Annotated in this window: 17 protein-coding genes; 10 read left to right on the forward strand and 7 right to left on the reverse strand. The window is 51.9% G+C overall.

What is annotated here, in order from left to right; all coding sequences use genetic code 11:
• Nucleotides 1-2: 2 nt before the first annotated feature.
• On the forward strand, nt 3-875 hold the full coding sequence (gene ubiA, locus C0K55_RS12715) for a 4-hydroxybenzoate octaprenyltransferase (protein WP_000455236.1): 873 nt from the start codon (nt 3-5) through the stop codon (nt 873-875).
• A 212-nt stretch (nt 876-1,087) separates the two neighbouring features.
• Here the strand turns inward: ubiA and plsB are convergent, their stop codons facing one another.
• Nucleotides 1,088-3,511 carry a glycerol-3-phosphate 1-O-acyltransferase PlsB gene (plsB, locus tag C0K55_RS12720; RefSeq protein ID WP_001517568.1) on the reverse strand — a complete coding sequence of 808 codons (2,424 nt, stop codon included), beginning with the start codon at nt 3,509-3,511 and terminating at the stop codon, nt 1,088-1,090.
• Between the two features lie 170 nt (nt 3,512-3,681).
• Between plsB and dgkA the strand changes: the two genes are divergently transcribed.
• The 4 genes from dgkA (at nt 3,682) to C0K55_RS12740 (ending at nt 6,492) form a co-directional block, all read left to right on the forward strand.
• Entirely contained in the window at nt 3,682-4,050 is a 369-nt protein-coding gene (dgkA, locus tag C0K55_RS12725) for a diacylglycerol kinase (RefSeq protein WP_000002905.1), read from the forward strand.
• A 110-nt stretch (nt 4,051-4,160) separates the two neighbouring features.
• Nucleotides 4,161-4,769 carry a transcriptional repressor LexA gene (gene lexA, locus C0K55_RS12730; RefSeq protein WP_000646076.1) on the forward strand — a complete coding sequence of 203 codons (609 nt, stop codon included), beginning with the start codon at nt 4,161-4,163 and terminating at the stop codon, nt 4,767-4,769.
• A 72-nt stretch (nt 4,770-4,841) separates the two neighbouring features.
• A complete protein-coding gene (dinF, locus tag C0K55_RS12735) occupies nt 4,842-6,167 on the forward strand; it encodes an MATE family efflux transporter DinF (RefSeq protein WP_001517569.1) in 1,326 nt (441 codons plus the stop codon).
• Between the two features lie 115 nt (nt 6,168-6,282).
• On the forward strand, nt 6,283-6,492 hold the full coding sequence (locus C0K55_RS12740; RefSeq protein WP_001030602.1) for a CsbD family protein: 210 nt from the start codon (nt 6,283-6,285) through the stop codon (nt 6,490-6,492).
• Between the two features lie 41 nt (nt 6,493-6,533).
• Here C0K55_RS12740 and zur read toward each other — a convergent pair whose 3' ends face one another.
• The gene (gene zur, locus C0K55_RS12745) at nt 6,534-7,049 is read right to left on the reverse strand and encodes a zinc uptake transcriptional repressor Zur (RefSeq protein ID WP_000416265.1); all 516 of its coding nucleotides are present in this window, start codon (nt 7,047-7,049) and stop codon (nt 6,534-6,536) included.
• A gap of 153 nt (nt 7,050-7,202) precedes the next feature.
• Between zur and dusA the strand changes: the two genes are divergently transcribed.
• Together dusA and pspG are read left to right on the forward strand one after the other, a co-directional pair.
• Complete coding sequence (dusA, locus tag C0K55_RS12750) at nt 7,203-8,198, forward strand: tRNA dihydrouridine(20/20a) synthase DusA (RefSeq protein ID WP_001272039.1); 996 nt, start codon at nt 7,203-7,205, stop codon at nt 8,196-8,198.
• 135 nt (nt 8,199-8,333) lie between these two features.
• The gene (pspG, locus tag C0K55_RS12755) at nt 8,334-8,576 is read left to right on the forward strand and encodes an envelope stress response protein PspG (protein ID WP_000891405.1); all 243 of its coding nucleotides are present in this window, start codon (nt 8,334-8,336) and stop codon (nt 8,574-8,576) included.
• A 163-nt stretch (nt 8,577-8,739) separates the two neighbouring features.
• On the opposite strand, the gene C0K55_RS12760 is transcribed toward pspG, so the two are convergent.
• From C0K55_RS12760 to C0K55_RS12780, 5 genes are all read right to left on the reverse strand, one after another.
• Nucleotides 8,740-9,723 carry a quinone oxidoreductase gene (locus C0K55_RS12760; RefSeq protein WP_000235536.1) on the reverse strand — a complete coding sequence of 328 codons (984 nt, stop codon included), beginning with the start codon at nt 9,721-9,723 and terminating at the stop codon, nt 8,740-8,742.
• Nucleotides 9,724-9,806: 83 nt separating this feature from the next.
• Nucleotides 9,807-11,876 carry an FAD-dependent oxidoreductase gene (locus C0K55_RS12765; protein WP_105225012.1) on the reverse strand — a complete coding sequence of 690 codons (2,070 nt, stop codon included), beginning with the start codon at nt 11,874-11,876 and terminating at the stop codon, nt 9,807-9,809.
• A complete protein-coding gene (locus tag C0K55_RS12770; RefSeq protein WP_016249467.1) occupies nt 11,866-13,266 on the reverse strand; it encodes an MFS transporter in 1,401 nt (466 codons plus the stop codon). Before C0K55_RS12770 ends, C0K55_RS12765 begins: the two co-directional genes overlap by 11 nt.
• Nucleotides 13,267-13,355: 89 nt before the next feature.
• On the reverse strand, nt 13,356-14,135 hold the full coding sequence (locus C0K55_RS12775) for an enoyl-CoA hydratase/isomerase family protein (RefSeq protein WP_105266225.1): 780 nt from the start codon (nt 14,133-14,135) through the stop codon (nt 13,356-13,358).
• Nucleotides 14,128-15,699, reverse strand: a complete 1,572-nt coding sequence (locus C0K55_RS12780) for an acyl CoA:acetate/3-ketoacid CoA transferase (protein WP_000337274.1) — start codon at nt 15,697-15,699, stop codon at nt 14,128-14,130. The genes C0K55_RS12775 and C0K55_RS12780 overlap by 8 nt, the downstream gene beginning before the upstream one ends.
• Nucleotides 15,700-15,953: 254 nt before the next feature.
• Here C0K55_RS12780 and C0K55_RS12785 point away from each other — a divergent pair, with 254 nt between their 5' ends.
• The 3 genes from C0K55_RS12785 (at nt 15,954) to alr (ending at nt 19,608) form a co-directional block, all read left to right on the forward strand.
• A complete protein-coding gene (locus C0K55_RS12785; RefSeq protein WP_001129779.1) occupies nt 15,954-16,988 on the forward strand; it encodes a LacI family DNA-binding transcriptional regulator in 1,035 nt (344 codons plus the stop codon).
• 72 nt (nt 16,989-17,060) lie between these two features.
• On the forward strand, nt 17,061-18,476 hold the full coding sequence (dnaB, locus tag C0K55_RS12790; RefSeq protein ID WP_001517572.1) for a replicative DNA helicase: 1,416 nt from the start codon (nt 17,061-17,063) through the stop codon (nt 18,474-18,476).
• Nucleotides 18,477-18,528: 52 nt separating this feature from the next.
• Nucleotides 18,529-19,608 carry an alanine racemase gene (alr, locus tag C0K55_RS12795; RefSeq protein ID WP_001147291.1) on the forward strand — a complete coding sequence of 360 codons (1,080 nt, stop codon included), beginning with the start codon at nt 18,529-18,531 and terminating at the stop codon, nt 19,606-19,608.
• The last annotated feature ends 110 nt before the right edge of the window (nt 19,609-19,718 follow it).

Below are 19,718 nucleotides of genomic sequence, written 5' to 3' on the forward strand. Positions count from 1 at the left end.
ATATGGAGTGGAGTCTGACGCAAAATAAGCTGCTGGCGTTTCACCGCTTAATGCGTACGGATAAGCCAATTGGCGCGTTACTGCTGCTCTGGCCAACTTTGTGGGCGCTGTGGGTGGCGACACCAGGTGTTCCCCAGCTCTGGATCCTGGCGGTGTTTGTTGCTGGCGTCTGGCTAATGCGCGCCGCCGGTTGTGTAGTGAATGACTATGCTGACCGTAAGTTTGACGGTCATGTTAAGCGCACGGCAAACCGACCGCTTCCCAGTGGCGCGGTGACTGAGAAAGAGGCGCGCACACTGTTTGTGGTGCTGGTGCTAATTTCGTTCTTACTGGTGCTGACGCTGAATACGATGACCATTCTGTTGTCGATTGCTGCGCTGGTGCTGGCATGGGTTTACCCATTTATGAAACGTTATACCCATCTACCGCAAGTGGTGCTGGGCGCGGCGTTTGGCTGGTCGATTCCAATGGCTTTTGCCGCAGTGAGTGAGTCAGTACCGTTAAGCTGCTGGCTGATGTTCCTCGCCAATATTCTCTGGGCGGTGGCTTACGATACTCAGTACGCGATGGTTGACCGTGACGACGACGTAAAGATTGGCATTAAGTCCACGGCAATCTTGTTTGGTCAATACGATAAGTTGATTATCGGCATTTTGCAGGTCGGCGTACTGGTACTGATGGCGATTATTGGCGAGTTAAATGGCTTAGGCTGGGGATATTACTGGTCAATTCTGGTAGCGGGCGCGCTGTTTGTTTATCAACAAAAACTGATTGCCAATCGCGAGCGTGAAGCCTGCTTTAAAGCGTTTATGAATAATAACTATGTTGGCCTGGTACTATTTTTAGGGCTGGCAATGAGTTACTGGCATTTCTGATGATGTAAAAAAAGTCGGATGATTATGGACTGCACCTTAATCAGTTGGGTGTCCAACTTTTGGGGTGCAGTCCATTATCCGGCTTTTTTCTGTGAAAAGCTGCCTGATGCGCTGCGCTTATCAGCTCTACATAACACATCGCAATTTATTGAATTTGCAGGTCATGGTAGGCCAGATAAGGCGGTTTCGCCGCATCCGGCAACGCTCACCAATTACCCTTCGCCCTGCGTCGCACTCTCAATCGTCAAACGCACATCGGATGTAATCAACTCCGCCAGCAACTGGTACACCTTCATCGTCTCTGCCGGTTCGGCGTCGCCGCTGTCGCTGATATACCCTTCATCACGCAGCGTCAGCACCAGAGAACTGAACACCGCTTTGTCGAAGAACTCCGGTGCGTTGATGCCGTGTAGCACAGAGAGACGTTGTGCCACGGTGCGGCTCTCTTTTTCCAGCGTACCGCGGTTGATTGACGGGTTGGCGCTCAGCAGCCAGAAAGTGATGGCATAACGTTGCAGCGTTTCGCGCGCACCTGCGGCAAGCAACTGAAGCGTGCGGGAATGCGCCGGGTTGATATGCAATTCATCATCTTGCAGCGTAATCAGCCCCTGACGTTGCATCTCATTCGCCAGCGCATCAATCACACCCGGTAATTCGTCGCGATCCCAGCGTAGGAACAGCTCTGCTTTCAGCATTGGATACAGCACATTGACGTGCTCCATCAATACGTCGCGGGAGATGTGGCGATGCTGCGTTACAATTGCCGCCATCAGTGAAGGCAGAACCAACATATGCGCAATATTGTTGCGATAGTAGGTCATCAGCACCGCTTGCTCACGCGGCAGAATGATGATGTCACCGATGGTGTCTTTCTCGACTTCAAACTTGTTCATCTGCAGCGCGTGATCGATAAGCTCACTGGCGCTGGCTGAAGGCACCGTTGAATCCGCGGAGTAAGGCACGTTGCGCATCAAATCGAGATAACAGTTGAGTTGCTCGGTTAACTGCTCGCGGGTGAGTGAGCGCTGACGTGACGCCAGAAGCGCAGTACAGCACAGGTTCATGGCGTTTGCCGCCCCTGCGTTGTTAATGCGTACCATCAGATCGGCGGCAATGTTATTCACCGTCGGCGTTAACCAGGCTGGACGCACCGCTTCGATGGGGTCGATTGATTCGCGCCAGTCCGGCACATGCTGGTTGAGATAGGTCATCAACGGCATTGGTTCACCGAAGTTGACATAGCCCTGTCCAAGATTACGCAGTTTGCTTAAGCCGCGCAGCATCTGTGGCAGGCTCTCTTTCTCTTTCGTCGCGCCGCGCAGTTCTTTGGCGTAAGTCCCCACTTCCATGACGTGCTCATAACCGATGTAGATCGGAATCAGCGTAATCGGGCGTGTACCGCCACGCAGCATCGCCTGAATGGTCATCGACAGGGTGCCGGTTTTTGGATCAAGCAGACGCCCCGTTCGCGAACGTCCACCCTCCACAAAGTACTCAACGGAATAACCACGGCTGAACAGTTCACCGAGATATTCGCGGAAAACTGTGGAGTAGAGTTTATTGCCTTTAAACGTACGGCGAATAAAGAACGCACCCAGACGGCGGAAAATCGGCCCGGCAGGCCAGAAGTTCAGGTTGATCCCAGCGGCGATATGCGGCGGCACCAGCCCCTGGTGATAAAGCACGTAAGAGAGCAGCAGGTAGTCCATGTGACTGCGATGGCAAGGCACATATACCAGCTCATGACCGTCGTGGGCCAACTGGCGAACGCGCTCGGCGTTATGGACGTTGATGCCCTGATAAAGCCGGTTCCAGGTGAAGCCCAGAATACGGTCAGTCAGGCGGATCATCTCGTAAGAGAAGTTCGCCGCAATCTCTTCCATCAGCGCAATAGCGTTTTGCTGCGCTTTTTCATGGGAGATTTTTTTGCTGCGGGCTTCATCTTCTACCGCTTTGGCAATGGCGCGGGAGGCAAGTAGCTTATTGAACAAGTCCTGACGGGCAGGCAGGCGTGGACCCACGGCAGCAAGGCGCTGGCGGGCAAAGTGCATACGTGCCACGCGCGCCAGTTTCTGGGCGATAATTTTATCCGTGCCGTGTTCATCAGCCATGCGACGCAGCGAAACTGACGGCGAGAAACGCACAAAACTGTCGCGACCAAGCCACAGTACGGCGAAAAATTTCTGCACGCCGTTGAGTATACGCAACGGTGGGTTTACTTCGCCTTTTTCGCGCCCCGGTGCACGACCAAACATCACCGATACCGGCACCATCTGCACATCCAGATTCGGGTTGCTGCGGTGCAGGTCGAGATAATCGTGGAACAGCTTAATGGATTCTTCTTTTGGCGTGTAATAGGTGAAAACACGCGGCCCGCCGTGAATAAACACATAGCGTGGCAGCAGCGTGCCGTCGATCTCCAGCGGCTCTAATGGGTCGGGCAGATCATGTGCCAGACACTGGGCGCGCAACGTCAGCAAATCCGCTTTTGAGTTGTACGGTAAAACGTACATAATTGGACGAGAGGTATCGAGTCCCAGTTCCGGGGCAGGATCTGCCGGAATAGACTTGCTTTTTACCAGGATGCTTAATGGTAAATTCAGTAATTTGTAGTAAATTCGTGGCCAGCCGGACATAAACGATGTAAAGCCTCTGGTTAATAATGCAAATGCGCGGCAAGGATAGCAGAAAGTCATGGGAAATTCTGTGGTATCCGCTCATGTTTCGCGCGGCGTTATGCAAACCCGAGTCATCGGATTTAACGGTACACTGATATTGACGCTCATAATGTAAAAAGGTTCTTTCAATGGCCAATAATACCACTGGATTCACTCGAATTATCAAAGCTGCTGGCTATTCCTGGAAAGGGTTACGCGCAGCATGGATCAACGAAGCGGCATTCCGTCAGGAAGGCGTTGCGGTATTGTTGGCGGTGATCATCGCCTGCTGGCTGGATGTGGACGCGATAACCCGCGTACTGCTTATTAGCTCCGTCATGTTGGTCATGATCGTAGAAATTCTCAATAGCGCCATCGAGGCCGTAGTTGACCGTATTGGCTCCGAATACCATGAGCTTTCCGGGCGAGCGAAAGATATGGGGTCCGCGGCGGTGTTGATCGCGATTATCGTCGCAGTGATTACCTGGTGCATCCTGTTATGGTCGCATTTTGGATAACCCTTCCAGAATTCGATAAATCTCTGGTTTATTGTGCAGTTTATGGTTCCAAAATCACCTTTTGCTGTATATACTCACAGCATAACTGTATATACACCCAGGGGGGCGGAATGAAAGCGTTAACGGCCAGGCAGCAAGAGGTGTTTGATCTCATTCGTGATCACATCAGCCAGACAGGTATGCCGCCGACGCGTGCGGAAATCGCGCAGCGTTTGGGGTTCCGTTCCCCAAATGCGGCTGAAGAACATCTGAAGGCGCTGGCACGCAAAGGCGTTATTGAAATTGTTTCCGGCGCATCGCGCGGGATCCGTCTGTTGCATGAAGAGGAAGAAGGGCTGCCGCTGGTAGGCCGTGTGGCTGCTGGTGAACCGCTTCTGGCGCAACAGCATATTGAAGGTCATTATCAGGTCGATCCTTCCCTGTTCAAACCGAATGCCGATTTCCTGCTGCGCGTCAGCGGGATGTCGATGAAAGATATCGGCATTATGGATGGCGATCTGCTGGCAGTGCATAAAACCCAGGATGTACGTAATGGTCAGGTCGTTGTCGCGCGTATTGATGACGAAGTTACCGTTAAACGTCTGAAAAAGCAGGGTAATAAAGTCGAACTGCTGCCAGAAAACAGTGAGTTTAAACCGATTGTCGTTGACCTTCGTCAGCAGAGCTTCACTATTGAAGGGCTGGCAGTTGGGGTTATTCGCAACGGCGACTGGCTGTAATATATCTCTGATACCGCGATGCCGCCTGGCGTCGCGGTTTGTTTTTCATCTCTCTTCATCAGGCTTGTCGGCATGGCATTCCTCACTTCATCTGATAAAGCGCTCTGGCATCTCGCCTTACCCATGATCTTCTCCAATATTACCGTTCCCTTGCTGGGGTTGGTTGATACGGCGGTTATTGGTCATCTTGATAGTCCGGTTTATCTGGGCGGCGTGGCGGTTGGTGCAACGGCGACCAGCTTTCTCTTTATGCTGTTGCTGTTTTTGCGTATGAGTACTACCGGGCTTACTGCACAGGCTTTTGGTGCTCAAAATCCTCAGGCATTAGCGCGGGCGCTGGTGCAGCCGTTGCTGTTGGCGTTGGGGGCTGGGGCGTTGATTGCTCTACTGCGTACGCCGATTATCGATCTGGCGCTGCATATTGTTGGCGGTAGCGAAGCAGTGCTGGAACAGGCGCGGCGCTTTCTTGAAATCCGTTGGCTAAGCGCCCCGGCGTCGCTGGCGAATCTGGTGCTGCTTGGCTGGTTGCTCGGTGTGCAATATGCCCGTGCGCCAGTGATTTTGTTAGTGGTTGGCAATATCCTCAACATTGTGCTGGATATCTGGCTGGTGATGGGACTGCATATGAACGTGCAGGGCGCAGCGCTGGCGACGGTTGTTGCAGAATATGCGACGTTGCTGATTGGTCTGCTCATGGTACGTAAAATCCTCAAACTGCGCGGTATCTCCGGCGAAATGCTGAAAACAGCCTGGCGAGGAAACTTCCGTCGCTTACTGGCGCTTAACCGCGACATCATGCTTCGCTCATTGCTGTTGCAACTCTGCTTTGGCGCAATAACGGTTATTGGCGCGCGGCTGGGGAGCGATATTATCGCTGTTAACGCGGTTCTGATGACGTTACTCACCTTCACCGCCTATGCGTTGGATGGCTTTGCCTACGCCGTTGAAGCGCATTCTGGTCAGGCGTATGGCGCGCGTGACGGTAGTCAATTGCTGGATATCTGGCGCGCAGCGTGCCGCCAGTCAGGTGTCGTGGCACTGTTGTTTTCTGTAGTTTATCTGCTGGCAGGGGAACACATTATCGCGTTGCTGACCTCGTTAACCCAAATTCAGAATCTGGCCGATCGTTACCTTATCTGGCAGGTCATTTTGCCGCTGGTGGGAGTCTGGTGTTATCTGCTGGATGGCATGTTTATTGGCGCAACGCGCGCCGCCGAAATGCGAAACAGCATGGCAGTGGCAGCGGCAGGTTTTGCACTTACGTTACTCACATTGCCGTGGTTGGGTAATCATGGGTTGTGGTTGGCATTAACCGTCTTTCTGGCTCTGCGCGGGCTTTCTCTGGCGGCTATCTGGCGGCGTCACTGGCGCAATGGAACCTGGTTTGCTGAAACGTGATGGTTAAAAATTCTGAATAAATAATCCTGAGCCAAATTCCTGACTACACTTAATCCCACGTTCAGAAGAAAAGCGAGCGTACTCTCATTCACCACCTAACGATGAGGACTTGAATATGAATAAAGACGAAGTCGGCGGTAACTGGAAACAGTTCAAAGGTAAAGTGAAAGAGCAATGGGGAAAACTGACCGATGATGATATGACGGTCATTGAAGGTAAACGTGACCAGTTAGTGGGTAAAATCCAGGAACGTTACGGTTACCAGAAAGATCAGGCAGAGAAAGAGGTTGATAGCTGGGAAAAACGCCATGATTACCGCTGGTAATTAATCCCTCCTGCCCGATGTGTACAAGGACGTACGCCCTCTTAACGTGGTTTCTTTTTCACCTGTACAGAGTGGTCATGCTGGCACTGATCATGATGGCGACACGCTTCTACTTCCACGCACGCTGCACATAATCCGTGCGCTTCAATCACATTATGCCGCAGGGCAAAACCCATTTTTGCAGCCAGTGTATGCATGATGTCTTCTACACCTTCCGCACACTCTTCTTTCACTGCGCCGCAGCGATCGCAAATAAACATTGCGGAGGTATGAGTTGGTTGATCAAACAGGTGGCAGAGCACATAGCTGTTGGTGGATTCCACCTTATGTACAAAACCCTGCTCAAGCAGAAAATCTAGTGCGCGATAAACCGTTGGCGGCTTGGCTTGCGGCTCGGCTTCACGCAGCAAATCAAGCAGATCGTAGGCGCTGATTGCCCCTTCCTGCAGGCTCATCAAACGCAACACTTCCAGGCGCTGCGGGGTCAGGCGCACATTTCGCTGCGCACAGAGTTTCTCAGCCTGCGCTAATAACTCCTGCGTTGTGGTCTTTTCCATTGGGCACCTCAAAGTGGGGTTAAGAATGTCCTTACTTTACCATAGTTCTCACTTAAACGCCGAGAACAGGGGACATAGCTGTCACATTGCCTGATCGCATATTCGTTATGCTATAGTAGCGCCCCAAATTCACCGGATGCTTAAAAAATCGCCATGTCAGCAGAATCACAAACCGCTTATCCCGCACACCGTTTCTCGATTGCTCCTATGCTCGACTGGACGGACAGACACTGCCGCTATTTCCTGCGTCTGCTTTCCCGCAATACGTTGCTCTATACCGAAATGGTGACCACCGGGGCGATTATTCACGGTAAAGGTGATTACCTGGCGTACAGTGAAGAAGAGCATCCGGTGGCGTTGCAGTTGGGTGGAAGCGATCCGGCGGCGCTGGCGCAATGTGCGAAGCTGGCACAAGCGCGCGGATACGATGAGATCAACCTGAATGTTGGCTGCCCATCTGACCGGGTGCAGAACGGGATGTTTGGCGCGTGCCTGATGGGCAATGCGCAATTGGTAGCCGACTGCGTGAAAGCGATGCGCGATGTGGTGTCGATTCCGGTGACGGTGAAAACGCGTATTGGCATTGATGATCAGGACAGTTATGAATTTCTCTGTGACTTCATCAACACCGTTTCCGGCAAAGGCGAATGCGAGATGTTTATCATCCACGCGCGTAAAGCCTGGCTTTCTGGTTTAAGTCCGAAAGAAAACCGTGAAATCCCGCCGCTCGATTACCCGCGCGTCTATCAACTGAAGCGTGATTTCCCGCATCTGACGATGTCGATTAACGGTGGTATTAAGTCGCTGGAAGAGGCTAAAGCGCATTTGCAACATATGGATGGTGTGATGGTCGGGCGCGAGGCGTATCAAAACCCCGGCATTCTGGCGGCGGTGGATCGTGAGATTTTTGGTTCCTCGGATACCGATGCCGATCCGGTGGCGGTGGTACGAGCCATGTATCCGTACATTGAACGCGAGCTTAGCCAGGGTACGTATCTCGGTCATATCACCCGCCATATGTTGGGGTTGTTCCAGGGGATCCCTGGCGCGCGGCAGTGGCGGCGTTATTTAAGTGAAAATGCCCATAAAGCAGGTGCCGATATTAACGTGCTGGAACACGCGCTCAAACTGGTGGCGGACAAGCGTTAATTTTTCACCATAAAGTAGTCAAATTCACTACGCCCTGCGCACGGTCGCGGGGCGTTTTCTTTGATAAATCAATATATTAGTTTTTGGCATGATTCTTGTAATGGCAGCAAGAGATTTCATTTTTGGGAGAACATCATGCTGGAACTACTTTTCGTTATTGGCTTTTTTGTCATGTTGATGGTCACTGGTGTTTCGTTGCTGGGTATTATCGCCGCGCTGGTTGTGGCGACGGCCATTATGTTCCTCGGCGGTATGCTGGCATTGATGATCAAGTTGTTGCCGTGGCTGTTGTTGGCGATTGCAGTAGTGTGGGTAATCAAGACGATTAAAGCACCAAAAGTGCCGAAATATCAGCGCTATGACCGCTGGCGTTACTAAGGGATTGTGCGGATGATCACAACCTAAGGTTTTATCCTTAGAACAAAATAGGAATTGATAATCAAATCTGTCACTATTGCGCGTCAAACAAATTCATCGAGCTGTACCCTACATACAGCCGAACTATAAAAGAAAGGGCTTCCCAGGTGGAAGCCCAATTTCTTTATGGGATCAGTAGACTGGAACCCTGCGTTGCCCGGCTTTCCAGAATCTCATGCGCGCGCCGCGCATCCTTCAGCGGATATTTTTGTTGCTCCGCGACATCGACCTTAATCACGCCGCTGGCAATTAATGAAAACAGTTCATTACTGGCTTCGGTTAACTCATCTCGCGTAGTGATATAGCCTTGCAAGGAAGGGCGCGTCACATACAGCGAGCCTTTCTGATTGAGAATGCCTAAGTTCACACCGGTAACCGCGCCTGATGAGTTGCCAAAACTGACCATTAAACCGCGACGTTGCAGACAATCCAGCGACCGTTCCCAGGTATCTTTGCCTACGGAATCGTATACCACGCGCACTTTCTTGCCGTCGGTGATCTCTTTTAATCGCTCGACCAGATTTTCGTCGCGATAGTTAATCACCTGCCATGCCCCGGCTTTTATGGCACTTTGTGCTTTTTGCGCGGTGCTCACGGTGCCAATAAGTTTCGCCCCTAAGGCTTTCGCCCACTGACAGGCTATCAGGCCCACACCACCCGCCGCGGCATGAAACAGGAATTGCTCGTCAGGTTTGATTTCATAGGTTTTACGCAGCAGATAATAAACCGTTAAGCCTTTCAGGAACGAGGCGGCAGCTTGCTCAAAAGAGATCGCTGCTGGCAGAATCGCTGCTTTATCAGCATTGACGTTATGCACAGAACTGTAAGCCCCTAATGCCGCCTGCGCATAGACCACGCGATCGCCTGCTTTAATATGTTTCACACTACTGCCGACTTTACTTACTATGCCAGCCGCTTCGGTGCCTAATCCACTGGGCAGTGATGGCGGCGGATAAAGGCCGCTGCGGATATACGTGTCGATAAAATTGATGCCAATCGCTTTATTTTCGACCTGGATTTCATTCTCTGCTGGATCGGCAGGAGTAAACTCCACGGCTTGCAGTACTTCCGGGCCACCATGCTTGTGAAATTCGATGCGCGTTGCCATTTAAACTCCTTTACTGAGCGACATATCTGTTTTAAGCCTAACAGTAGTCGCCAGGCCACGCGGGGATTTTTTCCGGTCTGCGGTCACAACCCGGAATATCTCTGGTCAGTATGAAACAGCGTCGCCAAAATCCAGTTTTGCCACTGGTGCTCAAAGTTGGTTAGCGTTAATACGCCTCGCTCACGGCACGGGCGAGTCCAGGTTTGGTAACTATTAGCATCCAGACAAACACAAATCATAAATTGCCGGGCATCCTGATTTTCAGGCCGAAAACGCCAGGTCAGGAGTGGCCCACCGGGTGTTTGCGGTGCGATACCGGCTTCACCATCATAGATCGCTCTGGCACCACGACTTCCTCCACCGTTTTCGATATAGCATTGTAAAGAGCGCAGTACCGCCAGCGCCAGTTGCGCACTTTGCCGCCACTGGAAAGATTGGGCGAGGCTGTTTTCATCGCTTTGAATACCTTCCCGGCGAATATCTTCACAGAGTGTTGCTATGGTTTGCGCGGCAGCGTTGATCCCCTGTGTATGACACAAAATTGCAGCATGGTGGCTCATGGTATTTTGTATCGCTTCTCGCACGTCGTCGCGCAGCAGTCCTTGATTCAGGTACTGTTGCGCCTCGTTAATCGTACTGAGAATTTGTTGCCTCTCGAGAGGGAGGTTTTGGCTTTTCTGATGAGCAATATGCAATGCACAGCGGCGGGCAAAAACTTGCCCGGCATTGAGCGCTGATCCACCAGGGCGCGTGACACCATGTGTTCCGGCATTTTCTCCGACAGCATAACAACCAATTAGCGAGGTACGCCCCCAAATATCAACATCAATTCCGCCATTAAGATGTTGATTGTTTAACGTAAATTTTAGTGGTGAGGCAGTCAGGTCATGACCATGCATCTGATACAAACGAAGAGCCAGTGGATTCATCTGTGTTAATCGCGCCAGTGGTTGCGCCAACAGAGCGTGATTTTCTTGCAGATAGCCGATGACATCATCATCCAGTTCCTGCAGGTTGAATGGCGTTCCGTCCGCTGCGGGGGCCGGTTCCTGCAGAAAATCGAGGAAAACATCGCGCCCTTTTTGTGTCTCCTCATATACCGCGACATCTAGCAGGCTGGAGCCATAGTCCAGCATTCGTTCCGCGTGAAACGGCCATTGGTAACCTTTGCGAAATATAGCGGAGGCCAGCATACGAGTCGTGGGGTAATAAGCTGCCAGAAAATTATACTGACGTCCGGAGTGGTCCTGCGAGTAGATGCGCGGCATTGCTTGCATGTAAGTACCGGAAAGATTCCACGGAAACTGGCTGCGCGGTGTACCGATACCAAACTGACTTTCCGTAAGATTCACCAGGGTTATACCTGCTTCCAGTGCCATGCCCAACGCACTAAAGCAGTTCACCGGATAGACACTGTCACGATAAAGTTCACCAGGCCCGCCCGTGGCTAAAACCAGATGTTGGCAGCGAATCACTACCATTCGCCAGGGATTATCCCGACAGGCTTTATCGATTGCGATCACCCCTGCGACTCGTCTATTTTCTCCTTCATCACTGGTCAGGATACGAATCGCTGTTGTGTGATCGCAAAGAGGGATATTAAGGCGCATTGCCTCCTGAGCCAGCACCTTAACCATCAGGCGCGATGTGCGTGGGCCGCAACTGGTTGCGCGGCCAAACTCATCGTGATCGGTTTGATAACGCAACGTTGCGCCAAAGAGATCTTCTGGCAGATCCAGACCCAGATATTTCAGTACTTCACAGGTGTTCACTGATCCGACGGCCTCAACATATGCAGTGTCATAATCCATCGAACCACCCGCCGCCAGAGAGTCACTTAATGCCAGAAAATGGTCACCATTTGCACGAGTATTGGCGGTGTGAAGCGTTTGTTTATCAGAACCAGAACAGGCGGAAGTGCCCCAGAAGGCTTTGCTGGAGGCTACCATCACATCGACATTCTGTCGCTTGAGCTCAACTGCGGCACGCCACCCGGCGGCACCGCTTCCCAAAACCAGAGTGTTGCAAAGGTACTCTGGCAATAGTGAACCGTTGAGGTCGATATACCCGCTGGTCTGAGCCAGCGGTGCGTAATGGGGCATTTTCACGTCTATCAGGGAATCGATAATGGATTCAGAGACATTATGCGTCATGGTATGACCCCGTAGTTTGATTGCGTCGGGAGACGGTGATCACGCTTGCATCGGCCAGATCATCAAGATCACGATCGCGTGTTTCTGGCGCAAAAAAGGTCGCAATGATCGTGCCAACGGTCAACAGACTGAGGTAAATCGCAATTGGCATCCAGGCGGCAATACCGCTTGGATCGTTGGTGTGAATTACCCAGGAGATGATGGCTGAGCCAACCAGCGGGGCGATCCCACCCGCGATAACTGCAGAAACTTCCCTTGCCAGTGCTACGCCAATATAACGATGGCGGGCACCAAACAATTCCGGCAGGAAAGCGCCCTGAGCGCCGAACATCCCCCATGCCCCAACACCCAACGCCAGAGAAAGAGAGACAATCGTGACCGGAACATTGCCGTGGCTGAAAGACCACCATACCGGAAAGGTGATCAATAGCTGAAAAATTGCCAGGCTGCGATAGACAATAACCCTGCCGAAGCGGTCTGTCAGCCAACCAGCAACGGGCACCATAATTGCGCCTACCACCACCGCGGACATTAGACACAGTGTGCCGACCGATTTATCCAGCCCAACCACACCAACGATATAGCTAATAGCTAAAGCCTGATAAATCGAAGAGCCGCCGTTTTCTGCCAGGCGCAAACCAATCCCCACGAAGACGTTGCGGCGTGACGTTTTCAGCAAATTGCGTAAAGGTGATTCTGTAACTTGTTGGCGAGCTTCAAGTTTGGCGAATGACGGTGACTCTTTAAGATGCAGACGAATATAAATGGCCACCGCGATAATCACCACGCTGGAGAGGAAGGGCAGACGCCACCACCAGGTTTCGGCAAGATTTGTCACATTGTGGAGCAGGATGAAGTAAACGGCAGATGCCATAAACGTGCCAATCTGAATACCAAGGAACGGCAGCGCAGCGTAATAACCCCGTTTGCCGTTGGGGGCATATTCGGTCATCAGTACAGCCGCTCCAGCCTGTTCCGCACCCGCGCCAAGCCCTTGTAACAGGCGTAATGCGATAAGCATGATCGGTGCCCAGATCCCTGCTGTTTCGTAGGTGGGTAAAACCCCAATCAACGTGCTGGCGATCCCCATTAACAACACCGTTGCGAGCAGGACAAATTTACGTCCCAGACGATCACCTAATGAGCCGAAGAGAATGCCGCCTACCGGTCTGACGGCAAACCCGAGAAAGTAAGTACCAAAACTGGCGATAAGCGCCATTCCCGGTTCCTGATTAGGAAAAAAGAGTGGCCCAAAAATAATGGCGGAGGCCAGGCTGTAAAGTGCGAAATCGTAGTATTCCAGTGCGCTGCCGAGAGAGCAGGTCCACGCCGCGCGACGTAGATCTGCTGATGAAACATTCGTTTTTTCAGCTAGTTGTGTAGGTTGCATGATGTATCTCCTTTCAGACGGATAAAAGAGATCCGCCCAAAATCAATGGGATTCTGCGTTGTTGTTAAAATCCAAAATGAAACGTTAAGTTATCGGGCGCTAAAGTTCGGTTGACGCTTCTCGGCAAATGCCTGACTGCCTTCACGAGCATCTTGAGTAGTGGAGGAAAAAGCGCCAGCCAGTGCTTCAAGCGTTGAGGCCACGGCAATACCTTCACCGGCATCAATAACCTGTTTGGCTAGCTGCACAGCAATGGGAGCGCGCTGGGCGATACGTTGTGCCAGTTGCTGCCCGGCATCGTGTAACGCTTCTCTGGCGACAACACGATTTACCAGTCCGCAGGACAGTGCACGTTGCGCATCCAGTGGTTCGCCCGTAAATATCAATTCTTTCACCAGTGAGCGCCCAATCAGTGCCGTCAGCCGCTGAGTACCTGACCAGCCAGGCACGGTCGCCAGCCCGGTTTCTGGTAGCGCCATCCGTGCTTCGTCGCTACAAATACGGATATCGGCGGTAGCAGCCAGTTCCAGGCCACCGCCATAGGCGAGGCCGTGCATCAGAGCAATTACGGGCTGTGGCAGTTGTGCCAGTGCGTCAAATGCCTGATGACTGCGACGGATCCAGTTGCGCCACATATCGAGCGCAGAAAGAGAGGACCAGCGATGAATATCCGCGCCGACACAAAATGCTTTTTCACTGGCACAGGTCAGTAGTACCACGCGGATCTCCGAATCAGTTTCCAGCGTATGGCAATGTGTCAGTAGCTGTTCAAGCATCTCCGGAGTTAATGCGTTGAGTTTCGCCGGGCGGTTAATCACCAGTGTGGCAACGAAATCGTTGCGCAGGAGGTCAATGGTGCCGTTACTCATGGTCACTTCCTTGTTGAAAATAGAGGGGATTCATTAACTTGAGATCGTCTGCCAGACGGAGTGGGGCATCGCTTTGGGAGAGAATGTCGCGTTCAGGCTCAATACCCGGGGCAATTTCCGTGACCAGTAACCCGTCTGGTGTTAATTCCAACACGCAGCGTTCAGTGATGTATTGCACTTGTTGACCTCGCGCCATCGCGCGTTTGCCAGAGAACGTCACGTGGGCGACTTCTTGCACCAGTTTTTTGGCTTTGCCTTCTTTAATGATACGTAGTTGGCCATCTTCCAGTTGTAGCTGTGCACCCGCATTGAAAAAGCCAGAGAAAATAATCCGCTTCGCATGTGAAGTGATATCAATAAAACCACCGCATCCGGCAGTCACATGTGGACGAGCGGGCAGATGCGAGACGTTTACTGAGCCATCTGCGCCGATTTGTAAAAATGACATCAGAGTGAGATCAAAGCCACCGCCCTGGAAATAGGTGAATTGCTGGGGAGAGGGCAAAAATGCTTCCGCATTAGAAGCGCAGCCGAACTGAAATTCCAGCAGTGGAACTCCGCCAATCGCCCCTTGTTCCAGCAGCCAGGTGACGTCACCGTGGCGACCTTGTTCCAGCAAAATACGCGGCACGTTGGCAGAAATACCAAAGCCAATATTTACCGCATCACCACGTTGTAGTTCTTGCGCGACTCGCTGGGCAATAACCCGCGCCGGGCTATGTTCCATATAACTAAAGTCTGACAGCGGACGACTGATTTCGCCGGAAATAGCAGGTTCGTATTGCGTTTGCGTGGTTTGTGTTTGTTCCGGTGCAATTACGATGTAATCCACCAATACACCAGGAATACGCACCTCTTTTGGTTTCAGGCTTCCGGCAGCAACCTGCCGTTTTACTTGCGCAATTACGATTCCACCGTTATTGCGAACGGCGGTGGCTTGTTCCAGTGGCCCAAGATAAGCCCCTTCATGTTCATAAGTCAGATTGCCGCGTTCATCGGCAGTAGTAGCGCGAATGATAGCCACCTGGGGCACGATACTGGGGAAAAACAGCCAGTCGTCGTTAGCAAATCGAACACGTTCAACCAGAGATTGTTGCGCCGCTTTTTCATTCATTGCACCGCCCTGCAACAGGGGATCTACATAAGTATCCATACCTGTTTGTGTCAGCACGCCAGGGCGATGAGCCGCGGCTTCCCGGTGCATATCAAATAAGATCCCGGAAGGCAGATTCCAGGCGGGGATCGCGTTGTCATTGATCATTTGCCAGATTAACGGAGGCGTCATTGATGATGGCCCGGAGGGGTAGGAGCCTGCGATCACTTTTGCCAGTAAGCCCGGTTGCGCCAGATGATCGACACCTTTTACGCCATACATATCACCTGCAGCGATAGGGTGGATGGTAGTGATGTTTTGCGGATGTCCGGCACGTTGAAAGCGTTCACCTATTGCCGCCAGCACGACATCCGGGCAACCCATTCCACTGGAGGAGGAGACGGTGACAACTGCGCCATCAGCAATCAAATCTGCAGCTTCCGATGCAGTGATCGTGCGTACAGAGCACATAATAATTTCCTTATTTCGATATAAAAATAATTAAAAATATGCATGTATAACAATGTAATAGTGATTATAAATTAATTGGAACGATCTAATTTATGCGTAATTTGTACGATTGGTGTGCAAAAAAAACAATAAGCGAAGTGTGAATCTGTGATCGAAACGACGATCTCCTGCGATCCCGGGGGTAACGGATCGCATGAGCAAAAGGAGATTATGATAAAGTAAATGCCTTGATCTTATGGGGGATTGGAGTAGTCATGGCGAAGTCGGATACAGGAAGAAAGCGGGTAACATTAACCGATGTTGCACGTGCGGCTGGCGTTTCGAAATCGACCGTGTCGCTGGTACTCAACGACAGTCCGTTGATCAAAAAAGAGACTCAACAAAAAGTCCAACAAGCCATTGAGCAATTAGGCTATGTCTATAACCGTTTTGCCGCCAATTTACGTTCGCAAAAATCACTGACTATCGGCGTGGTGATTGATGATTTGACCAACCCTTTCTTCGCTGAATTTACAATGGGCCTTGAGATGACGCTGGCGGAGCACGGTTTTATCACCGTAATGTCCAATACCTCCCAGCGTAGCGATCGGCAAAAACAGGTACTTGATACCTTGCTGGAACACCACGTCGCGGGCATTGTCCTCTGTCCAGTAAACAGCACCTCAGAAGCCGATTTACAGCGTTATGCCAACAGTTCCACACCCTTATTAATCACGATGCGCCCTCTTGACTGGCAACAATTGCCCGTCGATTACGTTGGCGTGGACAGCCACGCAGGTGTCCGGGAAGCTACGGAATATCTCATTCAACAAGGACACCGGGACATCGTGTTTATTGGGGGGCTTACGCACCATATGCGTTATCAGGGATATCTGGAGGCGATGAACCATCATGGTTTACAACCGTGGAGTACTGATGCTTTTTCGCTGCGTGCTGAACCGACTCAGGCCAACGGCTACCAGTTGATGCAACAACTGTTAGATATGCCTTCGCCACCGACAGCAGTAATTTGTTATAACGATCTCATGGCTTTTGGCGCGGAATCGGCGTTAGGCGAAAGAGGGGTGCTTGCCGGAAAAGATATTTCGCTGATTGGTAATGACGGCGTGGCGGCTTGCGCTTACAGTAACCCGCCGTTAACCACCATTGCGGTAGAACCACTGGCGCTGGGGAAACAAGCGGCGCAGCAAATTCTACGGCGTATCGCGCAACCTGATGCGCCGCTCAGCCATTACGTTTATCGCCCAACCCTGCAAATTCGCGCTTCCACCGGAAAGCAGGGGCGTTAAATGCTGTAGCGAGAAACCGTTTCTCGCTATACTCTCTTGTCCCCCGTTCAACATCAGGTAACACCATTCGTTATGGCAGGCAATAAACCCTTCAACAAACAACAAACTGAACCCCGCGAACGCGATCCACAAGTTGCCGGGCTGAAAGTGCCTCCGCACTCGATCGAAGCGGAGCAGTCGGTGTTGGGCGGTTTAATGCTGGATAACGAACGCTGGGATGATGTGGCCGAGCGTGTGGTGGCAGACGATTTCTACACCCGTCCGCACCGTCATATCTTTACCGAAATGGCGCGTTTGCAGGAAAGCGGTAGCCCCATCGACCTGATCACCCTGGCAGAATCGCTGGAGCGCCAGGGGCAACTCGACAGCGTTGGTGGTTTTGCCTATCTGGCGGAACTGTCAAAAAATACGCCAAGTGCGGCAAACATCAGTGCATATGCCGACATCGTGCGCGAACGTGCCGTTGTCCGTGAGATGATCTCGGTTGCTAATGAGATTGCCGAAGCCGGTTTTGATCCGCAAGGACGCACCAGTGAAGACCTGCTCGACCTTGCTGAGTCTCGCGTCTTTAAAATTGCCGAAAGTCGTGCCAATAAAGACGAAGGACCGAAGAACATCGCTGATGTGCTCGACGCCACGGTGGCACGTATTGAGCAACTTTTCCAGCAGCCGCACGATGGTGTAACCGGTGTTAATACCGGCTACGACGATCTCAACAAAAAAACCGCGGGTTTGCAGCCGTCGGATTTGATCATCGTCGCGGCACGTCCGTCGATGGGTAAAACGACATTTGCGATGAACCTCGTTGAAAATGCGGCGATGTTGCAGGATAAACCGGTATTGATCTTCTCGCTGGAGATGCCATCAGAACAGATTATGATGCGTTCTCTGGCGTCACTGTCACGTGTTGACCAGACCAAAATCCGTACCGGGCAGCTTGATGATGAAGACTGGGCGCGCATTTCCGGCACGATGGGCATTTTGCTCGAAAAACGTAATATCTATATCGATGATTCCTCCGGCCTGACGCCAACGGAAGTGCGCTCCCGCGCGCGCCGTATTGCCCGTGAGCACGGCGGCATCGGGCTTATCATGATCGACTACCTGCAATTGATGCGCGTACCGGCGCTTTCCGATAACCGTACGCTGGAAATTGCAGAAATCTCCCGCTCGCTAAAAGCGCTGGCAAAAGAGCTGAACGTGCCGGTGGTGGCACTCTCGCAGTTGAACCGCTCTCTGGAACAACGTGCCGACAAACGCCCGGTCAACTCTGACCTGCGTGAATCCGGCTCCATCGAGCAGGATGCGGACTTGATCATGTTTATCTATCGTGATGAGGTTTATCACGAAAACAGTGATTTAAAAGGCATCGCGGAAATTATTATCGGTAAACAACGTAACGGCCCAATCGGGACGGTACGGCTGACCTTTAACGGTCAATGGTCGCGCTTTGATAATTACGCAGGGCCGCAATACGACGACGAGTAATAATTATTTTATAAATCAGGTAATTAAAGCAAACACTTATCAAGGAACACAAATGCAAGCGGCAACTGTTGTGATTAACCGCCGCGCTCTGCGACACAACCTGCAACGTCTGCGTGAACTGGCACCTGCCAGTAAACTGGTTGCGGTGGTGAAAGCGAACGCCTACGGTCACGGTCTGATTGAGACCGCGCGAACGCTCCCCGATGCTGACGCTTTTGGCGTCGCCCGTCTCGAAGAAGCTCTGCGGCTTAGAGCGGGGGGCATCACGCAACCTATTTTGTTACTGGAAGGTTTTTTTGAAGCAGACGATTTGTCGACGATCTCCGCTGAACATCTGCATACCGCCGTGCATAACGAAGAACAGCTTGCTGCTCTGGAAGAGGCTAATCTGGAGGAGCCAGTTACCGTCTGGATGAAACTCGACACCGGTATGCACCGACTGGGCGTGTTACCGGAACAAGCTGAGGCGTTTTATCAACGACTTACGCAATGCAAAAACGTCCGTCAGCCGGTGAATATTGTCAGCCACTTTGCTCGCGCTGATGAGCCAAAATGCGGCGCGACTGAGAAACAACTCGATATCTTCAATACCTTTTGCGAAGGCAGGCCCGGCAAGCGTTCAATCGCCGCATCGGGTGGAATCTTGTTATGGCCACAGTCGCATTTTGACTGGGTGCGCCCCGGCATCATTCTTTACGGTGTATCGCCGCTGGAAGATGGCTCCACCGGTGCTGATTTCGGTTGCCAGCCAGTGATGTCTCTGACCTCCAGTCTGATTGCTGTGCGTGGGCATAAAGCCGGGGAGCCTGTAGGTTATGGCGGAACATGGATCAGCGAACGTGATACCCGTCTTGGCGTTGTGGCGATGGGTTATGGCGATGGCTACCCTCGCGCAGCTCCGTCCGGTACGCCAGTGCTGGTCAATGGCCGCGAAGTGCCAATCGTCGGGCGAGTTGCGATGGATATGATCTGCGTAGACTTAGGCCCAGAGGCGCAGGATAAAGCGGGTGATCCGGTGATTCTGTGGGGTGAAGGTCTGCCGGTTGAGCGAATCGCTGCAATGACAAAAGTAAGTGCTTACGAACTTATCACGCGCCTGACGTCAAGGGTGGCGATGAAATACGTCGATTAATCGTTCAGCAATATTTGATTGTCTGTGCCGGGTGTGGTGTGAAAGCCTTATCCGGCCAGCAACGCAATGTAAATTCAATAAATTGATACACTCTTGTCGTTTGTGTCACT

It is taken from the genome of Escherichia sp. MOD1-EC6098 (assembly GCF_002965865.1).
GTDB classification, from domain to species: Bacteria; Pseudomonadota; Gammaproteobacteria; order Enterobacterales; family Enterobacteriaceae; genus Escherichia; species Escherichia marmotae.